The organism is Vibrio sp. SS-MA-C1-2 (assembly GCF_021513135.1).
Classification (GTDB): Bacteria; Pseudomonadota; Gammaproteobacteria; order Enterobacterales; family Vibrionaceae.
The window spans coordinates 116,587-142,825 of the sequence record NZ_CP090981.1; the positions used below are offsets into that span (position 1 = coordinate 116,587).

The 26,239-nt window shown below is 40.4% G+C and carries 16 protein-coding genes, 3 rRNA genes and 1 pseudogene; 5 read left to right on the forward strand and 15 right to left on the reverse strand.

The window, feature by feature from the left end; all coding sequences use genetic code 11:
* Nucleotides 1–113 precede the first annotated feature (113 nt).
* Nucleotides 114–716 carry a peroxiredoxin C gene (locus L0B53_RS05095; RefSeq protein ID WP_235061077.1) on the forward strand — a complete coding sequence of 201 codons (603 nt, stop codon included), beginning with the start codon at nucleotides 114–116 and terminating at the stop codon, nucleotides 714–716.
* Between the two features lie 120 nt (nucleotides 717–836).
* Nucleotides 837–1,289, forward strand: a complete 453-nt coding sequence (locus tag L0B53_RS05100; RefSeq protein ID WP_235061078.1) for a methylated-DNA--[protein]-cysteine S-methyltransferase — start codon at nucleotides 837–839, stop codon at nucleotides 1,287–1,289.
* Nucleotides 1,290–1,319: 30 nt separating this feature from the next.
* Here L0B53_RS05100 and phoU read toward each other — a convergent pair whose 3' ends face one another.
* The 9 genes and pseudogenes from phoU to L0B53_RS05145 form a co-directional block, all read right to left on the reverse strand.
* A complete protein-coding gene (gene phoU / locus L0B53_RS05105; RefSeq protein ID WP_235061079.1) occupies nucleotides 1,320–2,018 on the reverse strand; it encodes a phosphate signaling complex protein PhoU in 699 nt (232 codons plus the stop codon).
* A gap of 26 nt (nucleotides 2,019–2,044) precedes the next feature.
* Nucleotides 2,045–2,866 carry a phosphate ABC transporter ATP-binding protein PstB gene (gene pstB / locus L0B53_RS05110; protein WP_235061080.1) on the reverse strand — a complete coding sequence of 274 codons (822 nt, stop codon included), beginning with the start codon at nucleotides 2,864–2,866 and terminating at the stop codon, nucleotides 2,045–2,047.
* A 13-nt stretch (nucleotides 2,867–2,879) separates the two neighbouring features.
* Nucleotides 2,880–4,412 carry a phosphate ABC transporter permease PstA gene (gene pstA / locus L0B53_RS05115; protein WP_235062179.1) on the reverse strand — a complete coding sequence of 511 codons (1,533 nt, stop codon included), beginning with the start codon at nucleotides 4,410–4,412 and terminating at the stop codon, nucleotides 2,880–2,882.
* Nucleotides 4,413–4,504: 92 nt separating this feature from the next.
* Nucleotides 4,505–7,090 carry an ABC transporter permease subunit gene (locus L0B53_RS05120; protein WP_235061081.1) on the reverse strand — a complete coding sequence of 862 codons (2,586 nt, stop codon included), beginning with the start codon at nucleotides 7,088–7,090 and terminating at the stop codon, nucleotides 4,505–4,507.
* A 175-nt stretch (nucleotides 7,091–7,265) separates the two neighbouring features.
* Nucleotides 7,266–8,267 carry a PstS family phosphate ABC transporter substrate-binding protein gene (locus L0B53_RS05125; RefSeq protein ID WP_235061082.1) on the reverse strand — a complete coding sequence of 334 codons (1,002 nt, stop codon included), beginning with the start codon at nucleotides 8,265–8,267 and terminating at the stop codon, nucleotides 7,266–7,268.
* Nucleotides 8,268–8,381: 114 nt separating this feature from the next.
* A pseudogene (gene phoR / locus L0B53_RS05130) lies at nucleotides 8,382–9,674 on the reverse strand (phosphate regulon sensor histidine kinase PhoR); the annotation flags it as partial.
* 63 nt (nucleotides 9,675–9,737) lie between these two features.
* Nucleotides 9,738–10,430 carry a phosphate regulon transcriptional regulator PhoB gene (phoB, locus tag L0B53_RS05135; protein WP_235061083.1) on the reverse strand — a complete coding sequence of 231 codons (693 nt, stop codon included), beginning with the start codon at nucleotides 10,428–10,430 and terminating at the stop codon, nucleotides 9,738–9,740.
* Nucleotides 10,431–10,676: 246 nt separating this feature from the next.
* Nucleotides 10,677–14,498 carry an AAA family ATPase gene (locus tag L0B53_RS05140; RefSeq protein WP_235061084.1) on the reverse strand — a complete coding sequence of 1,274 codons (3,822 nt, stop codon included), beginning with the start codon at nucleotides 14,496–14,498 and terminating at the stop codon, nucleotides 10,677–10,679.
* Nucleotides 14,495–15,736, reverse strand: coding sequence for an exonuclease SbcCD subunit D C-terminal domain-containing protein (locus L0B53_RS05145; RefSeq protein WP_235061085.1), 1,242 nt, complete (start codon nucleotides 15,734–15,736; stop codon nucleotides 14,495–14,497). The genes L0B53_RS05140 and L0B53_RS05145 overlap by 4 nt, the downstream gene beginning before the upstream one ends.
* A gap of 119 nt (nucleotides 15,737–15,855) precedes the next feature.
* On the opposite strand from L0B53_RS05145, the gene rdgC reads away from it, so the two are divergent.
* The 3 genes from rdgC (at nucleotide 15,856) to L0B53_RS05160 (ending at nucleotide 18,919) form a co-directional block, all read left to right on the forward strand.
* Entirely contained in the window at nucleotides 15,856–16,761 is a 906-nt protein-coding gene (gene rdgC, locus L0B53_RS05150) for a recombination-associated protein RdgC (RefSeq protein WP_235062180.1), read from the forward strand.
* Between the two features lie 502 nt (nucleotides 16,762–17,263).
* Complete coding sequence (locus L0B53_RS05155) at nucleotides 17,264–17,803, forward strand: hypothetical protein (RefSeq protein ID WP_235061086.1); 540 nt, start codon at nucleotides 17,264–17,266, stop codon at nucleotides 17,801–17,803.
* Between the two features lie 474 nt (nucleotides 17,804–18,277).
* Nucleotides 18,278–18,919 (forward strand): YfaP family protein, encoded by a 642-nt coding sequence (locus L0B53_RS05160; protein WP_235061087.1) that lies wholly within the window; start codon nucleotides 18,278–18,280, stop codon nucleotides 18,917–18,919.
* Between the two features lie 377 nt (nucleotides 18,920–19,296).
* Here L0B53_RS05160 and rrf read toward each other — a convergent pair.
* From rrf to L0B53_RS05185, 6 genes are all read right to left on the reverse strand, one after another.
* Nucleotides 19,297–19,412: ribosomal RNA gene (gene rrf, locus L0B53_RS05165) — 5S ribosomal RNA — on the reverse strand.
* 149 nt (nucleotides 19,413–19,561) lie between these two features.
* A 23S ribosomal RNA gene (locus tag L0B53_RS05170) occupies nucleotides 19,562–22,455 on the reverse strand.
* A 313-nt stretch (nucleotides 22,456–22,768) separates the two neighbouring features.
* Nucleotides 22,769–24,314 (reverse strand): 16S ribosomal RNA (locus L0B53_RS05175).
* The 16S, 23S and 5S rRNA genes sit together here, the layout of an rRNA operon.
* A 451-nt stretch (nucleotides 24,315–24,765) precedes the next feature.
* Complete coding sequence (locus L0B53_RS19565; protein WP_409202819.1) at nucleotides 24,766–25,128, reverse strand: prepilin-type N-terminal cleavage/methylation domain-containing protein; 363 nt, start codon at nucleotides 25,126–25,128, stop codon at nucleotides 24,766–24,768.
* Nucleotides 25,129–25,131: 3 nt separating this feature from the next.
* Nucleotides 25,132–25,638, reverse strand: coding sequence for a hypothetical protein (locus L0B53_RS05180; RefSeq protein WP_235061088.1), 507 nt, complete (start codon nucleotides 25,636–25,638; stop codon nucleotides 25,132–25,134).
* 219 nt (nucleotides 25,639–25,857) lie between these two features.
* On the reverse strand, nucleotides 25,858–26,181 hold the full coding sequence (locus L0B53_RS05185) for a prepilin-type N-terminal cleavage/methylation domain-containing protein (RefSeq protein ID WP_235061089.1): 324 nt from the start codon (nucleotides 26,179–26,181) through the stop codon (nucleotides 25,858–25,860).
* Nucleotides 26,182–26,239: the final 58 nt, after the last annotated feature.

A 26,239-nucleotide genomic window follows, 5' to 3' on the forward strand; every position in this document is an offset into this window, starting at 1 on the left:
GCTACAATCTGTTTATTCTTCTTTTTCCTATGAGAGGAGTACGTTATAGTAAACGCAATTGAGAAAGAGACTAGCTTATACGAGCTAGCATTTAATTTTTTTAGGAGTTCAAAATGGTTCTAGTAGGTCGTCAAGCCCCTGATTTTACAGCTTCAGCAGTTCTTGGTAACGGTGACATTGTTGATAACTTCAACTTCGCAGAGTTCACAAAAGGTAAAAAAGCGGTTGTTTTCTTTTACCCACTAGATTTTACTTTTGTTTGCCCATCTGAGTTAATCGCTTTTGATAAGCGTCTAGCTGACTTCCAAGCAAAAGGTGCTGAAGTTATCGGTATCTCAATCGATTCAGAGTTCTCTCACAACGCATGGCGTAACACTGCTATCGAAGATGGCGGCATTGGTCAAGTTAAGTACCCATTAGTTGCTGATATCAAACACGAAATCTGTAAAGCATACGATGTTGAGCATCCAGAAGCTGGTGTTGCTTTCCGTGGTTCTTTCCTAATCGATGAAGACGGTATGGTTCGTCACCAAGTCGTTAACGACCTTCCACTAGGCCGTAACATCGACGAAATGCTACGTATGGTTGACGCATTAAACTTCCACCAAGAGCACGGTGAAGTTTGTCCTGCACAGTGGGAAGCTGGTAAAGCGGGTATGGATGCATCACCAAAAGGTGTTGCTGCATTCCTATCTGAGCATTCAGATGACCTATAATAGCTAACACTCTGTTACGCTTTATAGACCAAAAGGCTTGAGATTTTCTCAGGCCTTTTTGCTTATCTGCGGTATGATTGATTTTTCACATCTATCTACTCAAAAATATAGGTCGTTTCTATGCCTCATTATCAATTAATTTACTCAGCCCCTATTGGTGATCTTCTTATTGTCAGCAATGGTGAAGCCCTTATTCGCGTTGATCATATCCACTCAACAGATCAAGAAATTAATGATGATGAGATCTGCCAACAAGCTTATCAGCAATTAGATCAGTATTTCAAAGGCCAGAGAACCGAATTCGATCTTCCGATCGACCTACAAGGTACACCTTTCCAGTTAAGTACTTGGAAAGCGCTTCAGAGTATCCCATTTGGTGAGACGATCAGTTACGGTGAGCAGGCAAATCGGATGGAAAATCCAAAAGCAGTAAGGGCAGTTGGTGCAGCCAATGGAAAAAATCCAATCAGTATTATTATCCCCTGTCACCGTGTCATTGGTAAAAATGGCAAACTAACCGGATATGCTGGCGGATTGGATCGTAAGGAGTGGCTATTAGACTTTGAAAAGTAACATGAGGTTCAAATGACTCGACTAAATCCTTTATTCAATTAGCTGCTTTAGTCCAGTATGACGCACATCATTTCCCGTCACAAAATAGATAATATATTCACAGATATTCTGGCAACGATCACCCACTCTTTCAATATCATTAATGCTATGAACGAGCGTTAATAACATAGGGATCAGTGCGGGGTTTGCTTGCATCTTGTCAGTCAATAACCCTAAGACTTCACGATGTTTTTTATTAATTTGATTATCAAGTTGGTAAAGTTCAATCGCCGCCTTGTCATCCATACGAGCGAAAGCATCAAGTACTTGATGCAGCATAGAGAGCGCTAACTTCCCTAGATGAAAAAGCGAAACGATCATATCTTGTTGTTGATGAATCGTTTGGTCTGACGCCATTTTAGCAATCTTAACCGAAGCATCACCAATCCGTTCGAGATCAGCGACGGTTTTAATAATTGACATAATTAAACGCAGATCACTGGCGGTTGGCTGACGTTTGGCAATAATTCGAGTACAAGCTTCATCAATGGCAACTTCCATCTCATTGACTCTCTGATCTTTACGGTGAACACGCTGAGCCAATTCAATATCTTTCTGATTCATCGCTTTTAATGCATCATCAAATTGCTTTTCAACCAGCCCACCCATCACCAAAACATGGCTACGAAGGCTTTCTAGCTCTGCATTAAACTGTCCAGAAATATGTCGATTGATCAATAAATTATCCACCTAGAACCTTCTCTCTATTATTCTTGTTATCCGTAGCGACCAGTAATATAGTCTTCAGTCTGCTTATGAGTCGGAGCGGTAAAAATGGTATCTGTATCATCATATTCGATGACTTTCCCCATACTCATAAAGGCAGTGTGATCTGAAACGCGCGCCGCTTGCTGCATATTATGAGTTACTATAACAATAGTATATTTCAGTTTTAAGTCAGAGATTAATTCTTCAATGGTTAATGTTGCTGTTGGATCTAACGCAGATGTTGGTTCATCTAATAACAGAACTTCAGGCTCAATGGCAATCGCACGAGCGATCACTAACCTTTGCTGCTGCCCACCCGACAAACTAAACGCATTTTCATTAAGACGATCTTTGACTTCATCCCACAATGCTGCCCCCTTTAGAGAACATTCAACAACCTCATCCAATTGACGAGGATCTCTTATACCTTGAAGGCGCAATCCATAAACCACATTTTCATAAATCGATTTTGGAAATGGATTTGGCGTCTGAAAAACCATTCCAACTCGACGACGTAAAGTGGCAACATCTAAATTAGGGCGGTAAATATTATCTTCATCAACTAAGACCTTACCTTGGGTTTTACAACTATCCACCAGCTCATTCATTCGATTCAAACAACGTAACAATGTCGACTTTCCACAACCAGAAGGACCAATAAATGCGGTGACTCGATGCTTTGGAATCTTCATATTGATATCAAACAGAACCTGCTTTGAACCATAAGATAAATTCAATCCCTCAATCTCTATTGCGGTATCTTTCGCCAATAGCTGATTGACATCTAATGATTTCTCACCGATTTCAAAAGAGAAAAATGGTCGTTTCATAGCAATATTCTACCTAACTATATAATTGAAAACGGTCACGAAGTTTACTGCGGATCATGATGGCAGTGAGATTTAACCCCACAACAACAGTGATCAGTAATAACGAGGTGGCATAAACTAAAGGTCGTGCAGACTCAACATTGGGGCTTTGAAAACCAACATCATAAATATGAGAACCCAAATGCATAAATTTTCGATCTAAATGAACAAAAGGGAAAGTACTATCGACAGGAAGTGTTGGCGCCATTTTTACCGCTCCCACTAACATTAATGGCGCGACTTCCCCCGCAGCTCGTGCAATCGCTAAGATCAATCCTGTCATCATAGCAGGTGTCGCCATCGGTAATACAATACGCCATAAGGTTTCCGCTTTTGTTGCCCCTAGCGCTAATGAACCATAACGGATTGCAGAAGGAATTCGAGTTAACCCCTCTTCAGTCGTCACAATGACCACAGGCAAAGTTAAGATTGCCAAGGTTAAAGCTGACCATAAGATCCCCGGTGTCCCAAACGTCGGCGCTGGCAATTGTTCGGAATAGAAAAGCTGATCCATCGTGCCACCAATGGTATAAACAAAAAAGCCTAGACCAAAAATACCGTACACTATGGAGGGGACGCCGGCTAAATTGACCACCGAGATACGAATGATTCGAGTGAAGGTATTATCTTTGGCATACTCATGAAGATAAACAGCCGCTAAGACCCCTAACGGCATCACGATAATAGACATTAAGATCACCATAAATACCGTGCCAAATATCGCAGGAAAGACTCCACCTTCGGTATTCGCCTCTCTCGGATTATCAACTAGAAAATGAATTAATTGATGTCCCCAAATCGATAGCTTCCCGAATAGTGAAAGTTGATTCGGATACCAAAAATCAAGGATCTCAGAAAATGGCAGCTTAATTGTTTGACCATTGATATCTTGAACTATCAAACTATCTTGTTTCATTTTCGCTTTGATATCCGTTAACTGACGGATCAACTCAGGACTCATATGAGTTCGGTTTTCAGCCACTAGTTGACGATACTGCTGACGATATTCTTGATAAAGCGCAATTTTACTCGCAACTTGTTGTTCAATATTTTCTACCGTGACGGATTCACCTTGATGAGTCACAGTTTCTGGGAAGGCGTAAACAGGGCCATTTTTTGTTCGGGTAATCGTTGCGATATCTTTAGGTTGAGTCTGCTTTTGAATCTCACTTTGTAAAATAACATCAAAATTGATACTACTTAACTCACGATGTCCAATTCGAATTAATAACCGTTGATCTTCTAAGCCTTTAATATTTTCAACTGAGTAACCCGCCTCTAAAAGTCGTTGCTTAGAGATATCTTGTCGTTTAAAGATCTCACCGACAATTTGCTTTGATTGTCCCTGTTGATCTACCGTGATCTGATAAATATCAGCAGGCCAGAAGTAACTAAGTCCTTTTGTCGCAATCAATAGCAACAGACCAAACACTGCAATCAAGCTAGTTGAGATCATTCCTGCAGTCAGCCAAATCCAAGGATCACCAGAACGGAACCACTTAATCATCATGACTCCTAATGACATCATTCACCATGGGTGTTGTAGGTAAATAAACGAACATATCCAACACCTTCAAAACGTCAAAGAAAAAGTGGGGATTAAAGTGAGCGATATTTTTCACGTAAACGTAACCTCACCATTTCAGCAATCGTATTAAAGACAAAAGTAAAAATAAACAGTAATAATGCCGCTAAAAATAGCACCCGATAATGAGGACTACCAACTTCAGATTCTGGGCTTTCAATTGCAATATTGGCCGCTAATGAACGTAACCCAGAAAAGAGATGACTGTCCATAACTGGCGTATTACCTGACGCCATTAACACAATCATGGTTTCACCTACCGCACGGCCAAACCCCATCATAATAGCCGAGAAAATCCCAGGGCTAGCGGTTAACAAAACAACTTTCGTTAACGTCTGCCATTGCGTCGCCCCTAAAGCTAATGAGCCATTACTCAAGTGTTTTGGTACCGAATAGATCGCATCTTCTGCAATGGTAAATATGGTTGGTGTGACAGCAAACCCCATCGCAAAACCGACAATTAATGCATTACGCTGATCAAACGAGAAACCTAGCTCATTGGTGATAAACATTCTAAGATCACCAGCAAAGAAATAGCTTTCAATCCACGGACTCAAAGAAAAAGCACTCCATCCCCACAATAAGATAAATAACAGCAGCACAATAAACTCAAAGCCTAAAGGAATATTAATCTTAATGACTCGTTTAACAAGATGCCAAAAACCACCAATAACCATAAAAAATAGCGGTAGAGTCAACACGAGAATAACGACTGCCGGTAAATTATTTTCAACATGAGGTGCAAGCCATAATCCGGCTAAAAAACCGAGAATAACCGTTGGAATCGCTTCCATGATCTCAATGGTGGGTTTGATATAACGGCGCACACTGTCCGTCATAAAATAGCCAGTATAAACCGCTCCTAACACACCAACAGGAATAGCGAAAAATAGCGCATACAACGCACCTTTTAATGTTCCCCAAACCAGTGGTGTTAAACTAAACTTAGCCTCAAAATTACTGTCACTCGAAGAGGATTGCCAAACATAATCCGGCTCAGGGTAGTTTTCATACCATACTTTACTCCATAACGAGCTTAATGATATTTCTGGGTATTTATTATTAATATCAAATAACTGCCATTCACTACCTCTCATCAATAGTAAACGCTCACCTGATGGCGACAGCGCTGCCTGAGCTCTATCTTTTCTCGTATCATTAGATAAAGAAAAAAGCTGACGTTCTAATAAAGCGTGATGATTTGTAGTATAAAAACCTGTAAACAATCCATTATCTTGCAGAAGATAAAAGCCTTTACGTTGTGTCTCTGGCAAAACGGTACTAACTTGCGATGCTTGTGCCACCACTTGCTGAGAAGAGGAAGTGTACTGTGACGAGCTAAAATCACGAATAAACGTCAATTTACGCTCTCCATTCTTCAACCGATAGAACCACTGCGAAACCATTTCACTCTCATGAGTCACTAAAAGAGAACTAGCCCCAGAAAGGAGTGATATGGAACTTGGTTCACTGTTGTTTTTTGTCAGGTCAAGAACATCTTGTATAGTAGGTTGTTGACTTAAATCGACGATATAGAGTTGATGACCAGAAAGAAGATAAAGTGTCTCACCATTCGGATCTAACAGTAATGTTTTAATTTGTTGTGGCAGCTTAAGTTGCTGAGAAAGATCTAATATTTTACTCGCGGTTACCTGCTCTCTCGTTATATCCTTTTTATCCGCCTTATTCTTATAAACCTTACTTCTATAAAGTAATAACTGCTTGTCAGAGGTTTGAGCGACAACAACCAAGGAGTTAAGGCTTTGGCTAAATTGCCACTGCTCAATCGCAACACCTGGGGGCGCAATCTGTATCGTTTGTCGTTTTGTATCCTTATCAATTTTATTCTTTAATATCTCAGCACTTGAAGTTAGTGGTCGCTTACTTCCTGGTTCTTTATTTTTAGTACCTTTACCTGTAGAACGTAATTTAGTTTGACTCGATAAATAGATGAATTTTTCTAACTGTGGGGAAAAAAGGGTAATTGAGCCATCAAGACTCGCAACCCCAAGACGTTGAGCAGCTTCATTGTCAGACAATATCATATCGACATGGTTATCTTTATTACCAACTTTTTCCTTCGCTCTGTACTCACTAGTTGTGACTTCATTGGCAATAGCAAAATGAGTGCTTCCTTGGACATAGCTATTACTGGCAATAGCTGTTGTTTGAGCTGTCACTTTTAGGGTCAATACATTATCAACTTGCCCTAAAGTAAAATCAGAATCTTTAGCATGATTTGATTCTATATTGGCATCAAGATCTAAATTTAAAGAAGGTAATTTAAAATAAATTATCTCACCAGCGTGATTCAGTTGATAGCCATAACGTCCACTATTATCAATCTGTGTAATGTTTGACTGAAAAGAAGAGGACAAGTGCTGAGATAATAGTGGGTTATCAGAAACAGAAAATCGCTCTGCAGGTGTCATCGTGGCAGAGGTAAAAATAGGAGTGACAACATAAAGTAGATAGAAGAATATCAGTAGTAGTGTCAGCAAGACTAGATTACCTCCAGCAGAGACACTTTTTGTAGTTAAGAGATTAATCAGTTGTCTTTTTTTATTAATATGTTGCAGCCTATCACGGCTCCCTTTCATACTCGACACCAACCTCTTATTAACTCACTTATTTTGATATAGTTTAACACATAACGGCGTTGAGATTTTTATAAAGTAATAACTCTACATCATTGTAAAAACCGATTCAAAGATCTCGCCAACTTTAGCCTACCAAGTTTATATGACAGAAATATGACATATTACCGCTCAGAAATTAAAAACCTAAATTAGTCCGTTGTTGCTTTAGCATCGCATCAGAAAGAGGTATATAACCATCTTTAACGACAACTTGTTGCCCTTCAGTTGAAAGAACATACTGTAAGAATTTAGTATCTAATTCAGGAAGAGGTATATGAGGCTTTTTATTAATATAAATATAAAGATAACGTGAAAGTGGGTACTTACCGTCTGTGACATTTTCCATTGTCGGTGCAATATAGTCTCGCCCCTGTTTTGCTATTGGCAGCATTTTCACCATTGAGGTTCGATAACCAAAACCTGAGTAACCGATCCCATTAAGCGAGGATGAGACCGATTGAACAACCGATGCCGAACCAGGTTGTTCATTTACATTATTCGCAAAATCACCATGACAGAGTACATTTTGTTTAAAATAACCATAAGTTCCTGAAGCTGAATTACGACCAAAGATCTGGAAGTCTCGCTTCGCCCATTGACCTTTTAAACCAAGGCCACCCCAGCGGGTAATCTTATCATTTAACCCACACTGTAGAGTAATAGAAAAAATACCATCTAATTGTTGAAGGTTAATCCCTTGAATTGGATTATCTCGATTAACAAATACCGCTAATGCATCAATGGCGACTTTTATTTCTGTAGGAGGATAACCATAACGAGTTGTGAATGCGGCAATCTCTTTGCGCTTCATCTTTCGACTCATCGGTGCAAATTGTGCTGTCTGCTCCATTAGGGCAGGAGGTGCAGTAGAAGAGCCGGCGGCTTGGATCTGGATATTCACCGCAGGATAACGCTCTTCAAAGCCTTCTCCCCACAATGCCATCATATTTGCTAAGGTATCAGAACCAATGGAGGATAAATTGCCTTTAACTAATCCTATTTGACCTGAGGGCAGCACTTCAATATCGACGGAATGCTTTTGATTCTCGGCATAGGTAACTTTTGTTGATAATAGAATTGAAAATAATAAAGTTAAAGATAACAAACGAAAAAAATGAGTTAACTTGATCAATTTCATCTACTCACTCGCACCGGTTTTATCTGATTGATGAATAAAACTTTCAGTAACATTAACCAAATTATCAGCAAGAAATCGTGTTTTATCTCCATTCATCAGATTTTTGCTATTAACCAAGACTAAACGCATCGGTAAGGTAAAAGAAAATAGACTTCCTTCCCCCACTTTACTCTCAATATCTAAATGCGAATCATGATGCTCAAGAGCATGTTTAACTATCGCTAACCCTAAACCACTGCCCCCAGTTTCTCTTGAACGCGCTTTATCGACTCGATAGAAACGTTCAGTTAAACGATCAATATGTTGAAGCTCAATCCCCTGTCCACGATCTTGCACCTCAAAACATGCTCCTTGATCAGTCAAATACCAACGAACCTCAATACTCGCTCCTTGGGCTGTATGTTTTACGGCGTTATAGACTAAATTAGAGATTGCACTGCGCAATTGATCATCATCACCAAGCACTGAGAGCGTTTGATCAACATTGAAGGTAATTTGGTGATTATTTTCACCACTTAAAGAATTCGCCTCTTTCTCTAAAATCGCTAATATCTGTGGAATTTTTATCTCTTCATCAAGTTCTAGTTGTGGCGAGGCTTCAATTTTTGAAAGGGTTAAAAGTTGCTGTACCAAACCACTCATACGACTAAGCTGCTCAGTCATCACACCATGCGCCTTATCCCACATTGGCCCCACCAGCATCTCAGGATCTTTAGACATCTCTAAATACCCTTGCAATACCGTCATTGGTGTTCTTAATTCATGAGACACATTAGCAAAGAAATTTTTGCGCATTCCTTCCAGCTGTTTGATCTGGGTGACATCACGCACCACCATTAAATACTCACCTTTACTATAAGGCATAGTACGTAACTCTAAATTGCGATGTTCGTTGATAGGAGAAATGATATCTAAAGGTGAACTGAAATCTCTTTTAGTGAGGTATTTAATAAATTTAGGCTGACGAATTAAATTACCAATGTGTTGTCCAGAGTCTCCCGGCCAGCGGAAACCTAATAGTTCTTGGGCCAATTTATTACACCAAATAACTTGATTATTGCCATCAAAAACGATCACTGCATCAGGAAGAGATTCGCCACCATTTCTAAAACGTCGAACTAAGCTAGACAGCTCTTTTCTGCGTCCACGGTGATGGCGTTGAAGCCGATAAACACCATTAAAGATCGGTTGCCATGACCCCATTCCTACGGGGATCGAGCGATCTTTATTACTCCATAACCAGTTTGATAATTTAAGCTGGTTATACATATACCAGATCAATTGGATCCAAGTCGCAATGAGCAGTAACCAAGGTAGATAACCAACAAATAGACTTAAAAAGAACCAAGGCAGATAAAAGATAATTAACTCTTTTAGCAATCGTTGCCATGATAACCGTCTACCCATTTAACTACTCCGCTTTATTCGTCACGACTTTAATTGCTTTATGAAGATAACTTTAATGATTGCTTATGACTGTTTGGTGGAAAAACGATAACCGGCACCACGAACAGTTTGGATCATCTTATCAAACCCGCCTTTTTCAATCGCTTTTCTTACTCGACGAATATGAACATCAACGGTTCGATCTTCAACATAAACATTCGTTCCCCATACATTATTAAGCAACTGTTCCCGGCTGTAAACTCGCTCTTGATGCGTCATAAAGAAATGAAGTAACTTAAACTCAGTAGGCCCCATATCTAAAGGTTCACCATGGGCAAAAACACGATGAGAACTAGGATCTAAACTTAACCCTTGGACATCAACTGTCTCTTCCAAAACTGTCGGAGAAACACGACGAATAACAGCAGTTAAGCGCGCCAGTAACTCTTTAGGAGAAAAAGGCTTAGTGATGTAATCATCAGCGCCAACTTCTAGTCCTTTGACTTTATCCTCTTCTTCACCACGAGCAGTCAGCATCACTACTGGGATCTTTCGCGTCATCTCATCCCGCTTTAGGTGTTTCAGAATCTGAATACCTGAGCCACCAGGAAGCATCCAATCTAATAGAATAATATCAGGATAAGGTTCAGCAATTTTATCTAAGCCATCTTGATAATCTTCAGCTTCAATGGTTTCGTATCCTTTCTGTTGAAGAATAAAGCTTAACATTTCGCGAATTGCGGCTTCATCTTCGACAATCAGTGCTTTTATCGCCATATTATTTACTCTGTCTATTTTTAATCATTGGATGTCTTTCGATATTATTAGTATCAATTGTTACATTAAGATGACGATACCCAAAGTAATTGAAATGGCTAATCGGCGAATGTTCAACGTTAACACCTTACCGGTTGCAAGTAAGAAAGGCATATAAAATAAATTATTAACCATCAAATCATATTCAACTCATCAAAAAAATGCAAAATTAAACAATTTATCCATTCATTTCATTGACCACATTGCCTAACTACTTTTAATAACCACTCGACTTCGACCACCACCTTGGGCTTCTATCGCAACTTGAGTACCAATTCGCTCGACCAAGGTGGTTACATGAGAAATCACACCAATCTGTCGTCCTTCCGCTTGTAAAGTATCTAAACAGGAGATCGCCATCTCTAAGCTATCGGGATCGAGTGTACCAAACCCTTCATCAATAAAGAGAGAACCAAGTTGTTTAGTATCCGTCGCTAATGATGCCAAGGCCAAGGCTAAAGAGAGTGAGACTAAGAAACTTTCTCCCCCAGAAAGCGACTCCACACTGCGATACTCATCCCCCATATCATAATCAATCACCTGTAGAGAGAGCGGTGAGTTTTCGACAGGTTGTAATCCATAACGGGGAGCTAATTGAGTTAAGTGTTCATTCGCAATCAAGGTTAATTGACGTAACGTTAACCCTTGAGCGATATTTCTAAATTTATTGCCTGATGCCGAGCCTATCAGATCACTTAATTGTAACCACGTTTCACTCTGCTGCTGCTGTTTATTCACCTCAGCCACCAAAGATTGACTCTGAGCTATTGCTTGTTCAGCATTGTCTAACTGTTGACGTAAGGTAATGTTCTGTTCATCTAATATTTGTTGCTGATGCTGCCATGTTTGTTGCTGATCAGGTATTTTATCTGTTGTTAAGTGATGTTCAATCAGCCATTGATTTGCCACTAACAATTTAGGCTGATAATCATTTAGTAACTGTTCACGCTCAGCTAATTTCGCTAATACATTTAATCGCTGTTGAGTTAAATCTTGCAATGTCTTTCTTTGTTCTTCTATCCATTGGGAACTGTATTGCAAGCGAGCCGTTAGTTGAACATCATTAATTGCTAAACCTTGAAGCCACTGTTGCCACTGTTGTTGATACAGACTTTCTTGCTCAACACTTTGCTGGTGTTGCTTAGCTAATGCGGTCGTTTTGGCTAACTCCGCACTTAATGTTTCGCTCTGTTGTTGTAACTGTTTATCGGCCGTCTGTTGCTCTGTTCTCAACTGCGTCAATTTGGCTGCCCATTGATCGCTCTGTTGTTGTGGATCGTCTTCGCCGACTAACGCTATACGTTGCTGTTTCAGCTGTTGCCATTCACTCTGTAGAGTTTGGTGTTTTTGTAACTGTTTCGCTTGATCTTCGGCTAAAAGCGTTAGATGTGTGGTTAACTCGGCTATTTTTAGTTGCAACTGGTTTAACTGCTCAAGAGTGTTAACTTCATTGCTCAACCGCTGTTGGTAACTTGTGACTTGCTGTTGGTATTGAGCAATCATCGATTCATAACCCAACTGTCGTAGCTGTTCGATCCAATGTTGTTGACGCTTTTGTTCTGTGCCCTCTTGCTCTGTAATTTCTTGTTCAGAGCTCTTTTGCTCAGGAATAAGTTGTGAAATGAGCTGTTGGCGGTGTGATAATTGTTCAAGGTAGCCTTGCTGCTGTTCTGCCAGACGTTTTAATTCACTTTGATTAGTCAGTAAAGCTTGTTGCTGCTGGTTTAAATTAGCCGTTAATTTCTGTTCAGCTTGCGTCAATTGTTGCCAACGATTTTGCAGCTCTCGCCCTTGTTGTAACTGTTGCTGAACCTGCTGTAATCCTTGTTGACCTTGGGTTAATTGCTGCAAAATATCCGTTAAAGAAGCCTTCCAATCGATTAACTGCTGTTCTATTTTTGAACTTTGGTACTCAATAATCGTGACATCATTCGTCAATTCTGCATCTGGATTAACTTTAGAGATCACATCAATTAGCGACAATATTAGCTCTTTATTTGACAATTTTAGTGAAGTTAATCGTTTTTGTAATGAGTACTGTTGAGCGATTAATTGTTGAATCGTTAACTCAAGGGTTTGCTGCTGTTGACCCTCTTGCTGAAGTTGTTGCTCGAGATCAGTAACTCGCTGTTGCTGCTGTTGTAAAAGATCACTGATCAACTGCTCTTGATCGCTAACAGGGTGCGTTAATGAACCACATAGCGGGCAAGGCTGATCCTCTTCTAATAGATAACGGTACTGCTCAACTTTTGCATTCGCAAATAATTTAGTTTGGGTTAACTTTGCCTCTTCCAGCTGGATCGTTAACTTAGCTGTTAAAGGCTTTTTTTCTTCAACTTGCTGATGGGTTTCTGCTAATTGACTGCTATTTTTCGCCAGTTCAAGATTTAACTCTTCGATATGTTCAGTAGTAGTTAACCAACGTTCGCCTATTTGTAGAACCTGCTGCCACTGTTTCTCTTGTTGATTCCATTGTTGGATCTGTTGTTGTAATTGACTCTGCTGTTGCAAAAGAACGGTTTGATTAAGCTCAGCCAACTGTTGGTTTACGTCAGTAATCTCTGTCTGTAGTTGGCTACTTTTTTGTTGAGAGTCAAAAATGCTGCGCTCTAATTCTGGCTGTTGCTGATTAAGCTGTTTAGTCTGATTCTGTAACTGTCGCTGCTGTTGATCAATTTGGTTGTATTGCTGTAGATTATCCTTAAATGCACTGAACTGCTCGACAATAGGCGCGAACATCTGATTATTGACTAAATAGCGCTGACTTTCAGCTAAACACTTTTTACTCAGTTGTTTACTCTGCTCTAAAGCGTGGAGCTGTTTTTTATACTCTTCTATTTTGTTTTGTAGTGCATTTCCTTGCTGTTTTGACTCTTCTCCAAGCTTTTGTACTTGTTCTGCTTGCTGCTGTAATAAAATACCTTGTTCTAACTTGGGTTTTATCTGCAACCAAGAGGAGTCAGTCTCAACAAGGTTTGTCATTATCTTATCAACTCTGCCTTGAGCTTGAGATTTATTCGTTGTTGCTTGTTCAATAATTAGCTGCTGCTCCGTCTGCTGAGCAACTAGACTTAAGGTTGTCTTTTGTTGTTGATCACGTTGAGTCTGAACTAATTTAGCGTCTTGAGCGGCTTCAATGTGTGTCAGCTTCTCTCTTAATGGTTCCGCTTGTTTTTCACTGTTTTCAGCGTTAACTAATGCAACCTGTAACGTTTCAATCCCTTGTTGTAACTCGACTTGATGGCTAAATAACGCTTTATACTCTGTTGATTGGGCAATAAGCTTCTGATTTTTATCTCGTAAACTTTTTAACTCAACAAGGTTCTTTTTTATCACTTCAAGTTGTTCTGGTGTCAATAATTCAACCCCGTCACACTGCTTGATTAATTCCGCTAACTTTACTTTTTCTTGCTGTGCTCTTTGATAGGCTGCCGCGGAGATCCGACCATAAATTTCACCACCGGTCATTCTTTCTAGCAGCGTCGCTCGTTCATCTGCACTGGCTTTTAAAAAAGCAGCAAATTCACCTTGAGGTAAGATCACGGCACGACGAAACTGTTCGTAGTTCAATCCGATTAAAGTTTCTAATTTACTTTGAACTTCTTGCTTTTTACCTGCAAATCGCTGCTCAGTTTCGATATTTTCTAACCAGTGTTCAACATTTTGTAATCGTCCATCGGCTCTATTTCTCGCTCGACGAACTTGCCAGTGCGCGCGCCATTTTGTGCCATCATTGGCAATAAAGTCGACTTCAGCGAAACCTTCAGATTGACCTCGAGAAAGAATACTTCGAACATCATTCGCTTTGGTGCCAACAATTTCAGCATCATTCTTTTTACTCGCCTGTAATCTTGGCATTCGATCAAACAGTGCTAGACAGATCGCATCCAATAAGGTTGATTTCCCAGACCCTGTTTTACCGGTAATCGCAAATAAACCCGCATCACCTAAAATAGAATGGGCAAAATCAATCGCAAAAGTATCTTGTAAACTTGCTAAATTCTGACCACGTAATGCTAATATCTTCACGATTTCTCCTCATCTTGTTGTTGAACTTGACTCTCGATTTCGGCAAAAGCTTGAGACAACTCAGGACTGATATCACCTTCAAATTTCTGTTGCCAAGCATAACTAAAGACATCACTCGGTGAGACCTCTGATAACTGTTTTGCCGAGAAGGTCACTGCTTCTTGTCGTTGATAATGAGTGGTGATCTTAGCCAGTCGAACTGACTTCCCTTCTAGTGCTTTTTGGATCTTTTCTCTAATTAAGGTTTGCGGTTGATCAAGTAAAATAGCCACTTCTAAAAAGGGTTGTTGATGAAGCGGTAGCTCTGGCAGTGTCAGCTCATTTAGCTGTTGTAGTACCTCATCTAAAGGCGCTGCTTTGGTTGGTACTTTTAATAGATCGACAACACGATCTAATAAAATCGGCTCGATCTTTAATAATTGATTCTCTTTTAATTCAACAGCAAGCACTTGATGTTTATAGTTACGCTCAGCCAAAGAGAGTGGGATCGGTGAACCGCAATAGCGAATACGATCCTGTTTTGCGACCACTTGAGGAAGGTGAAGATGTCCTAATGCCACATAGCTTAAACAATCAGGAAAGATAGATGCAGGCAATGCATGTTGATTGCCCCCGAGAATTCGACGCTCGGACATTTCTGAAAGTTGAGAAGAGGCCATATAGAGATGTCCCATCCCGATTAAGGCTTGATCTGGTTTAGCGATAGTTTGCCCATAATCGATAACTTGCTGATAGAGACGATCCACTCCTGCAATCAAACGGTCTTGATCTGAAGTTAGCTCTTCATTTCTTAAATCAGCAGAACGTAAAAAAGGCACCGCGGCAACCCAAGCTGCGACTTGATCATCTTTATTGGTCAGTGGGATCAGATAACGAGAAAAGTCCAATTCACCCTCATTGTCTCGATTAATACCACCAATCACATGGAGATCAAACGCTTTTAGTAGTTCATGGGGTGCATCTAGCTTACTTGGCGAGTCATGGTTACCGCCAATCATCACAACATTCAATTTTGGTAACTCTTTAGCGAGACGAGCAAGAAAACGATATAACATTTGCCATGCGCTGGCTGGCGGATTCGCGCTATCAAAAATATCACCCGCAACAAGTAGAGCATCCGACTGATGTTGTTTGAGTAGCTCAATTAACTTATCTAAAAAACATTGATGCTCATATTCTCGAGAAAACCCATGTAATTGATGCCCTAAATGCCAATCTGAAGTATGAATAATCTTCATTGTCCTAAATGCTCTCTCTTCTCATGCAATATTAAAGATTGTACCTGAAATCAGCGACAAACCAGTGCTAATATCATAAGATTATCTTCTGATTTAAAATATAGGCGAAAGGCTCGATGATTTGGTTTAAAAACTTACTGATTTACCGTTTTACAAAAGAGACTCAATTTGATGTTGAACAACTAGAAAGTCAGCTTAACGAATTTCAATTCCACCCTTGTGGTAGTCAGGATCGTCAGAAGTTTGGCTGGACGCAAGCGTTAGGGAAGCATGGCGATGCACTCACTCATACTTGTGAAGGTAATCTTTTAGTTTGTGCAAAAAAAGAAGAGAAGATTCTGCCTCCTGCGGTCATTAAAGACTCATTTGATCAACGTGTCGAAAAGCTAGAAATTGACCAAGGTCGTCCTCTAAAGAAAACGGAAAAAGAGACCATTAAAGATGATGTGGTCATGGAGTTACTTCCTCGTGCTTTTAGCCGTAGCCAAAAAACTTATGCACTTATTTTACCCAAATTGCAGTTAATTTTAGTCGATGCGAGTAGCCATAAAAAAGCGGAAGATCTTCTCGCATTGTTAAGAAAGTCTATCGGTAGCTTACCTGTGTCACCGGTTGAAACTAAAAATCCAGCGGATACCGTATTAACAGAATGGATTAAGGAGGGTCATGCTCCTGCAGGTTTTGAACTTGGTGGAGAAGCGGAATTTAAATCTCTCCTTGAAGAAGGTGGTGTGATCCGTTGTAAGCAACAAGATCTTACTAGCGATGAGATTAAAGTTCATATCGACGCAGATAAGTATGTCACTAAACTTGAGCTTAATTGGCAAAATAGAATGAACTTTATTTTAGCTGAAGACCTCTCTATCAAGCGGATTAAGTTTGATGATGAACTACAAGATCAAAACAGTGATATTGATAAAGAAGATATCGCACAACGTATTGATGCAGACATGTCATTAATGTGTGGCGAATTAAGTGCTTTTTTACCTAATTTATTTGATCAATTAGGTGGTGTTCACGCTTAATTATCTATTTTGTGAAATTTAGAAATAAATAAAGATATATACCTAAAATAATTGGAGTTGCTAGTAGGCGGCAAGTGAGTGAGGCCCCATGAGTATAGGTGTACTCTATGATTGGGGCGAACGAATACAGCCAACAACCTAGCGACTTCAAGTATGAAGGGTATAAACTGCCCGTTTAAATGGATACTAGTTATTCAATTTAAATGGGCAGTTTTCATTTCTCTTTAACTTAGCCACTTACTCATGTAATTATAAATTACTAACAAAAAACACCTGACATATACAATCAATCAGATCTCAGCTTATAACCTACAAATTAAAAATATTATTAAATCTATTATTGATAGTTAACTATCATTAAATATCCTGTGACTGTTACTCTGTTTATTATTAATAAAGTGTTCAAATCAAAATAATAATTAAATATTTAATCATGTTGTACAAGTTAATTTTTAAATATAAATAATCTTTAATAATAGTTCTTATTTAAGGAGTAACGAAAATGAAAATAACCTACTTAATTCCATTATGTTTGCTCATTGCTATGACTGGCTGTCGTGATAGTTCAAGCTATGGTTATTACCCTCCTCATATTCCCCCTGATCCTGGTGGTGAAGGTAAACTGACATTGGAGGGAATAGATAGCAATAAAAATGGATTTCGTGATGATGTTGAGCGTGAAGCTTACCGACTTTTTCCTAATGATCCAGATAAACAAGAAGCAATTAACTTAATGGCTTTTGTTGATACGCAAATTATGTTAGTTGGAAATTCAAAGAATTATAATAAAACATATCAAATAACAACACTTCTTTCTCATGCATCATTTTGCTTTGATAAAAGAATATTCAACTTTAAAAATATAAAAGTTAATAATATGGATTATATTGATTTTAGTAATCACATAGAAAAAATAAATTATAATACTTATCAACGTCGAAAAGCTCTTGATGAATTTGGAGAATTAGTTCACGGGTTGCAAATAGGGCATATTGCTAAGGAGAACGCATGCGATATTATCAAGCAAAGTATACATTACTAATAAGTTTAATATTTTTTGTAACTCTTTAGGAGCTAATGCTCTTAATAGTAATCCATGTAAAAACAATAAAGTTACTAATATTATATTTATTAATGGCGTTAATAACTCATTTAAAAAAGCTGAAAGATCTAGGCACCTCCTTTACCGTGAGTATTTTAACAAATTTAAATTAGATTATAGTTCAGAAAACATTCATTTTTCTTTAGCTTATAATCATAGTTTTGGTTTAAATGAGGATATTGAAGAAGTATTTATACAAAAATCTCAAGAATTAAATTTAATTAATGTTACATCAGATAGTTTATATGAAAAATATATTCAAAATAAAAAACTCAAAACAATGGAAGTGAGTATGATTTAGAAATAATTAACAATTTAGCTTCAATTAAAGCCAGGTATATAAGGCTATTTAATACAAATACTAATATAACCCGAATAGTTGAAACTTCTTTATTGGAAGGTGCTAAAACGGTTATGATTGCTCATAGTCAAGGGAATATTTTTGCTGACCAAGCATATAAAACATTAACCAATATATATAATAATAGTCTTTCTGTTATTGGCGTTGCCTCTGCCTCTAATGATATAAGAATAGATACTCCTTATCAAACAGCTCATGATGATAGAGTTATTAACTATTTAAGATCTAATTTAGGAGCAAGAGAAAGTAATATCGAAAATGATCTTCTTCCTCTTTATGATTATAGAGATACTTTGAACCACAATTTTGATATAGGATATTTCCGTTTTCCATTACCATCTAGAAAAAATATTGATTATTTTTTTTGGAAGGCTATAGAAGAAACGACTCATCCTGAACCACAAGTTAAAGATGGTTTGATCACCGCAACTCTTACTTGGGGAGAAGAACCTGATGTCGATCTCCATGTGATTGAGCCAATGGGTAATATGGTTTTTTATGGCAATAGAGTAGGAGATGTCGGTGAACTAGATGTTGATGATACCTCAAGTTATGGTCCTGAACACTATTATGCTCGCTGTGACTCACTGCTACCCGGAAAGTACGTTTTTGGGGTTAATTACTTTAAGGGAAATAAAAAAGAAACAGCAGAATTGCAGATAAAACTCGATAATGCAGAAGGTGTTTCTACATAGGTAAAAATAATATTACGCTTGATCAAGAAAAAGGTAATGTAGGACGAAATTTTAAAAAACTTATTGAGATAGTCGTCACTGAAAATACGGATGGTACGGCTAATATTTCAGGCTATTTTATCCAAGAAGGTAACAGTGAAGATGAAAATAGCAGTGAAAACCCTCAACTAGCACCATCAAGTTACAAAGATAAATCTACATAAAAACAGTTATATATCATGAAGCACCAACTAGGATGATAAATTATTTATTTCTTCCTATAACAATAACCTTAAAAGTAGCCTTAAATAGCAATGCTGAAATATTTAAAAAACCAAACGCAAAAAACCCAGCCAAAGGCTGGGTTTTTTACTGTCTGCATAAGCAGAGAATTTGAAGCCTGGCGATGACCTACTCTCACATGGGGAGACCCCACACTACCATCGGCGCGATTGTGTTTCACTTCTGAGTTCGGAATGGAGTCAGGTGGGTCCACAATGCTATGGTCGCCAAGCAAATTTTGTTGTTAACCGCGAATATTCGCGTTTAACGAAATTTGGAAAGTCTGATAATTCGTAATAATATTCTCAATACTTCATTCAAGTATCTTTTGACTCGTCGAGTCGTATTCTTTTGAGCCCATCAAAACCCTTTGGGTGTTGTATGGTTAAGCCTCACGGGCAATTAGTACAGGTTAGCTCAACGTATCGCTACGCTTACACACCCTGCCTATCAACGTTCTAGTCTCGAACAACCCTTTAGGACACTTATAGTGCCAGGGAAGACTCATCTCAGGGCTCGCTTCCCGCTTAGATGCTTTCAGCGGTTATCGATTCCGAACTTAGCTACCGGGCAATGCCATTGGCATGACAACCCGAACACCAGTGGTTCGTCCACTCCGGTCCTCTCGTACTAGGAGCAGCCCCCTTCAATCTTCCAACGCCCACGGCAGATAGGGACCGAACTGTCTCACGACGTTCTAAACCCAGCTCGCGTACCACTTTAAATGGCGAACAGCCATACCCTTGGGACCGACTTCAGCCCCAGGATGTGATGAGCCGACATCGAGGTGCCAAACACCGCCGTCGATATGAACTCTTGGGCGGTATCAGCCTGTTATCCCCGGAGTACCTTTTATCCGTTGAGCGATGGCCCTTCCATTCAGAACCACCGGATCACTATGACCTGCTTTCGCACCTGCTCGAATTGTCATTCTCGCAGTCAAGCGGGCTTATGCCATTGCACTAACCTCACGATGTCCGACCGTGATTAGCCCACCTTCGTGCTCCTCCGTTACTCTTTGGGAGGAGACCGCCCCAGTCAAACTACCCACCAGGCACTGTCCGCAATCCCGATTAGGGACCAACGTTAGAACATCAAGCATACAAGGGTGGTATTTCAAGGTTGACTCCACCGCATCTGGCGACGCGGTTTCAAAGTCTCCCACCTATCCTACACATGTAGGGTCAATGTTCAGTGCCAAGCTGTAGTAAAGGTTCACGGGGTCTTTCCGTCTAGCCGCGGGTACACAGCATCTTCACTGCGATTTCAATTTCACTGAGTCTCGGGTGGAGACAGCGTGGCCATCATTACGCCATTCGTGCAGGTCGGAACTTACCCGACAAGGAATTTCGCTACCTTAGGACCGTTATAGTTACGGCCGCCGTTTACCGGGGCTTCGATCAAGAGCTTCTCCGAAGATAACCCCATCAATTAACCTTCCGGCACCGGGCAGGCGTCACACCGTATACGTCATCTTTCGATTTTGCACAGTGCTGTGTTTTTAATAAACAGTTGCAGCCACCTGGTATCTGCGACTGCCAGCAGCTTAGGGAGCAAGTCCCATCACCGCCGGCAGCGTACCTTCTCCCGAAGTTACGGTACCATTTTGCCTAGTTCCTTCACCCGAGTTCTCTCAAGCGCCTTGGTATTCTCTACCCGACCACCTGTGTCGGTTTGGGGTACGATTTCTTACGACCTGAAGCTTAGAGGCTTTTCCTGGAAGCATGGCATCAATGACTTCACTACCTTAGTAGCTCGACATCGTGTCTCAGCGTTAAGAAAGTCCGGATTTACCTAAACCTTCCGCCTACGCACTTGAACCTGGATAACCATCACCAGGCCCACCTAGCCTTCTCCGTCCCCCCATCGCAGTCGTAAAAAGTACGGGAATATTAACCCGTTTCCCATCGATTACGCTTCTCAGCCTCATCTTAGGGGTCGACTCACCCTGCCCCGATTAACGTTGGACAGGAACCCTTGGTCTTCCGGCGAGGGGGCTTTTCACCCCCTTTATCGTTACTCATGTCAGCATTCGCACTTCTGATACGTCCAGCATACCTCTCGATACACCTTCAACCGCTTACAGAACGCTCCCCTACCCAATATAGCAAGCTATATTGCCGTAGCTTCGGTGTGTGATTTAGCCCCGTTACATCTTCCGCGCAGGCCGACTCGACCAGTGAGCTATTACGCTTTCTTTAAATGATGGCTGCTTCTAAGCCAACATCCTGGCTGTCTGAGCCTTCCCACATCGTTTCCCACTTAATCACAACTTTGGGACCTTAGCTGACGGTCTGGGTTGTTTCCCTCTCCACGACGGACGTTAGCACCCGCCGTGTGTCTCCCGGATATTACTTACTGGTATTCGGAGTTTGCAAAGGGTTGGTAAGTCGGGATGACCCCCTAGCCTTAACAGTGCTCTACCCCCAGTAGTATTCGTCCGAGGCGCTACCTAAATAGCTTTCGGGGAGAACCAGCTATCTCCGAGTTTGATTGGCCTTTCACCCCTAGCCACAAGTCATCCGCTAATTTTTCAACATTAGTCGGTTCGGTCCTCCAGTTGATGTTACTCAACCTTCAACCTGCCCATGGCTAGATCACTCGGTTTCGGGTCTATATCCAGAGACTGTGTCGCCCAGTTAAGACTCGGTTTCCCTACGGCTCCCCTAAACGGTTAACCTTGCCACTGAATATAAGTCGCTGACCCATTATACAAAAGGTACGCAGTCACCCCATAAAAGAGGCTCCCACTGCTTGTACGTATACGGTTTCAGGTTCTATTTCACTCCCCTCACAGGGGTTCTTTTCGCCTTTCCCTCACGGTACTGGTTCACTATCGGTCAGTCAGGAGTATTTAGCCTTGGAGGATGGTCCCCCCATGTTCAGACAGGATACCACGTGTCCCGTCCTACTCGATTTCACTTAATTAGACTCTTCGGCTACGGGGCTATCACCCTCTATCGCCACGCTTTCCAGCGTGTTCACCTAACTCTAACTATGCTTAAGGGCTAATCCGAGTTCGCTCGCCGCTACTGTCGGAATCTCAATTGATTTCTTTTCCTTCGGGTACTTAGATGTTTCAGTTCCCCGAGTTTGCCTCCTATAGCTATGAATTCACTATAGGATACCTAGCTTATGCTAAGTGGGTTTCCCCATTCGGACATGGTTGGTTAATAACGCTTCTTACCAGCTCACCAACCCTTTTCGCAGGTTAGCACGTCCTTCATCGCCTCTGACTGCCAAGGCATCCACCGTATACGCTTAGTCACTTAACCATACAACCCGAAAGAGTCTTATGTATGTTCAAACAACCAAGGTTTTTGATTGTTGATAATCAACAGGGTAATGTTGATTATCGTTTGCCGGACTCAATATAGAATTAACATCAATGATGTTAATTTGAATACAAGACACTTGAATGTGTATTGTGTTGAGAACTCGTTTATTCTTTCGAATAAACAATTATTACTTTTCAACTTATTAATGATTAAAAAATCACTAACGAGTTTACTAGTCAGCTTTCCAAATTGTTAAAGAGCTAAAACTTATGTTATCTGTGTGGGTACTCATCACGAAATATCAAATCGTTAAGGAGGTGATCCAGCCCCAGGTTCCCCTAGGGCTACCTTGTTACGACTTCACCCCAGTCATGAACCACACCGTGGTAAACGCCCTCCCCGAAAGGTTAAGCTATCTACTTCTGGTGCAGCCCACTCCCATGGTGTGACGGGCGGTGTGTACAAGGCCCGGGAACGTATTCACCGTGGCATTCTGATCCACGATTACTAGCGATTCCGACTTCATGGAGTCGAGTTGCAGACTCCAATCCGGACTACGACGCACTTTTTGGGATTCGCTCACTATCGCTAGCTTGCAGCCCTCTGTATGCGCCATTGTAGCACGTGTGTAGCCCTACTCGTAAGGGCCATGATGACTTGACGTCGTCCCCACCTTCCTCCGGTTTATCACCGGCAGTCTCCCTGGAGTTCCCACCATTACGTGCTGGCAAACAAGGATAAGGGTTGCGCTCGTTGCGGGACTTAACCCAACATTTCACAACACGAGCTGACGACAGCCATGCAGCACCTGTCTTACAGTTCCCGAAGGCACACCTGCGTCTCCGCTGGCTTCTGTAGATGTCAAGAGTAGGTAAGGTTCTTCGCGTTGCATCGAATTAAACCACATGCTCCACCGCTTGTGCGGGCCCCCGTCAATTCATTTGAGTTTTAATCTTGCGACCGTACTCCCCAGGCGGTCTACTTAACGCGTTAGCTCCGAAAGCCACGGCTCAAGGCCACAACCTTCAAGTAGACATCGTTTACGGCGTGGACTACCGGGGTATCTAATCCCGTTTGCTACCCACGCTTTCGCATCTGAGCGTCAGTCTTTGTCCAGGGGGCCGCCTTCGCCACTGGTATTCCTTCAGATCTCTACGCATTTCACCGCTACACCTGAAATTCTACCCCCCTCTACAAGACTCTAGCCTACCAGTTTCAAATGACCTTCCGGAGTTGAGCTCCGGGCTTTCACATCTGACTTAATAGGCCGCCTGCATGCGCTTTACGCCCAGTAATTCCGATTAACGCTCGCACCCTCCGTATTACCGCGGCTGCTGGCACGGAGTTAGCCGGTGCTTCTTCTGCAGCTAACGTCAAGTGGCAAGCGTATTAAGCTTACCACCTTCCTCACTGCTGAAAGTACTTTACAACCCTAAGGCCTTCTTCATACACGCGGCATGGCTGCATCAGGCTTTCGCCCATTGTGCAATATTCCCCACTGCTGCCTCCCGTAGGAGTCTGGACCGTGTCTCAGTTCCAGTGTGGCTGATCATCCTCTCAGACCAGCTAGGGATCGTCGCCTTGGTGAGCCATTACCTCACCAACTAGCTAATCCCACTTGGGCGTATCTTAATGCGCAAGGCCCGAAGGTCCCCTGCTTTGCTCCGTAGAGAATTATGCGGTATTAGCTATCGTTTCCAATAGTTATCCCCCTCATTAAGGCAACTTCCCAAGCATTACTCACCCGTCCGCCGCTCGTCAGCAGAGTAGCAAGCTACTCTCTGTTACCGCTCGACTTGCATGTGTTAGGCCTGCCGCCAGCGTTCAATCTGAGCCATGATCAAACTCTTCAATTAAAGTTTTGTTGTTTCTTTCGAAACGGCTCAACGAATACTGACTTCAAAACTAATTCTTTATAAATAAAGAATGTAATCTTAAAGCTACTATCATTCCAACAGAATGATAGTGAATTGACTGTGCCAGTATAATCCATAATAAATTATGTTTTACACTGTATTGGTCACTCAGTTCATTGAGTAATCTTTTTGTTGATTCTCGATAACGAGTGCCCACACAGATTTCATAAGTTTTAAATTTTTAAAGAGCATATCGACAATAAAGGTTAGCTTCTAACTAACTCTCGGTCACTTCGCTAACCGTTGTTTGCGTTGTGCTCCGTGTCGATGGATGTGCATTATAGGGAGTTCTGATCAGTTGGCAAGGGCTTTTTTGAAATAAATCACACTTTTTTAATCAAGCGGTTAAAAAAGGGGCGTAACGCTGTTTTTTACAACAAAAAACATCAAATCATTCGATTATTTTACTACTTAACTTAAATTTTATCGTTTTATCTCTCCGACTTACTCCTTCTATTCTTAAGAACAACAAGCCATTTTGATCAAACGTTAAGGAACATTCTAAATTAACACCTTTATTTATAGCGCTATTTTTTGTTATATGGCAATGAGTCTGATTATCAATGAGTTCATACATCCCTTTATCTACATAATGAATAACTAACAACTCGTCTTTAAATCGTTTCTCTATGTTTATCATTTGGCTCGATACTCTTAATAAGCTAGAAATAATAATCAATAGAATCGTGATACTTATTATTAATTCTAACAGCGATGCTCCTTGTTGCTTAAAATGCTTTATATTCGTCCTCATATATCACCAATAGAAACTCATCTTTAATATCTGTAATTCTTTTAATTTAAGGTTTGCATCCATAACTTGCTTATCACTTAAGGTAAATTTACCCTCAAAATGCAACTCACCGTCATTCTTTCCAGAGCTGCTCCAAGAACTCTGTCGAACCCCACACAAAGAAAAAGAGAGAGAAGATAGCAAACTATAAATTTGTTGGTGATTGGAATTAGAATTTTGACGAAGAAGATCAACATTCATTTGTTGTTCATCCCACCAATTTCTAAGTTGTTTCTGAATGCAATTAATCTCTCCTATTTGCTGCCAATATTGAGTTAATCCTTGACGGTAAAGTGAAATAGCCTGTTGTTCGTTAATTTGAACAGCAGTGATCTTAATAATAGAGTAAGTAAGAAACAGTGAAAGCATTAAACTCATCAATAAAATAGTCGCTCCTGTCTCTTTTTTCTTTCTAATTGCACATTTACTCAGGAGGTACTGCTCTTTAAAATGTCGATCATTAAAATACACACATATCCCTCCATTTTTAGTTTATTTTATTGACTAAATAGAGTGTTGTTGCTTGAGATATTGTGAATTTATCTTTTTTTAACTCTAGATTTATCATAATAACTTTATTTTTCTGCTTGAAATTTAAATTAGAAACTGAAAATTGACTTGAGTTAAGATCTAACCAATATGCACCATCGCAACGCCAATTATTTAACGTACCATAAGGTCGATAGCGTTCTAGTGTTTGGTTTTTCTCATCCCATCGATACCCCCTTTTATAAGCTGTTGCTGTTGTCGATAACTAAAAAGAATGCAATGAGAGTTAATGATGGTCGGTTGATCATTATATTGCAGCTTAAAGCCTGTTTGAGTCATATCGTGCTTCATTAATGCCAATAATGTCACTATTTCAGCCTGCATATTTAGCCGCATCATTAATTTTGAGTTAAATTTAGATTGAGACTGTAAGGTAGTAAAAAACATTCCAATAAAGAGAGAGAGCAATACTGTCGTAAGCAAAAGCTCATAAAGTGTAAAACCGTGTTGATTTTTGCTGGTCATTCTCATGTTTTATTTATTCATTACTCCATTCTAATATCAAAATATCCCTCTATCTCTA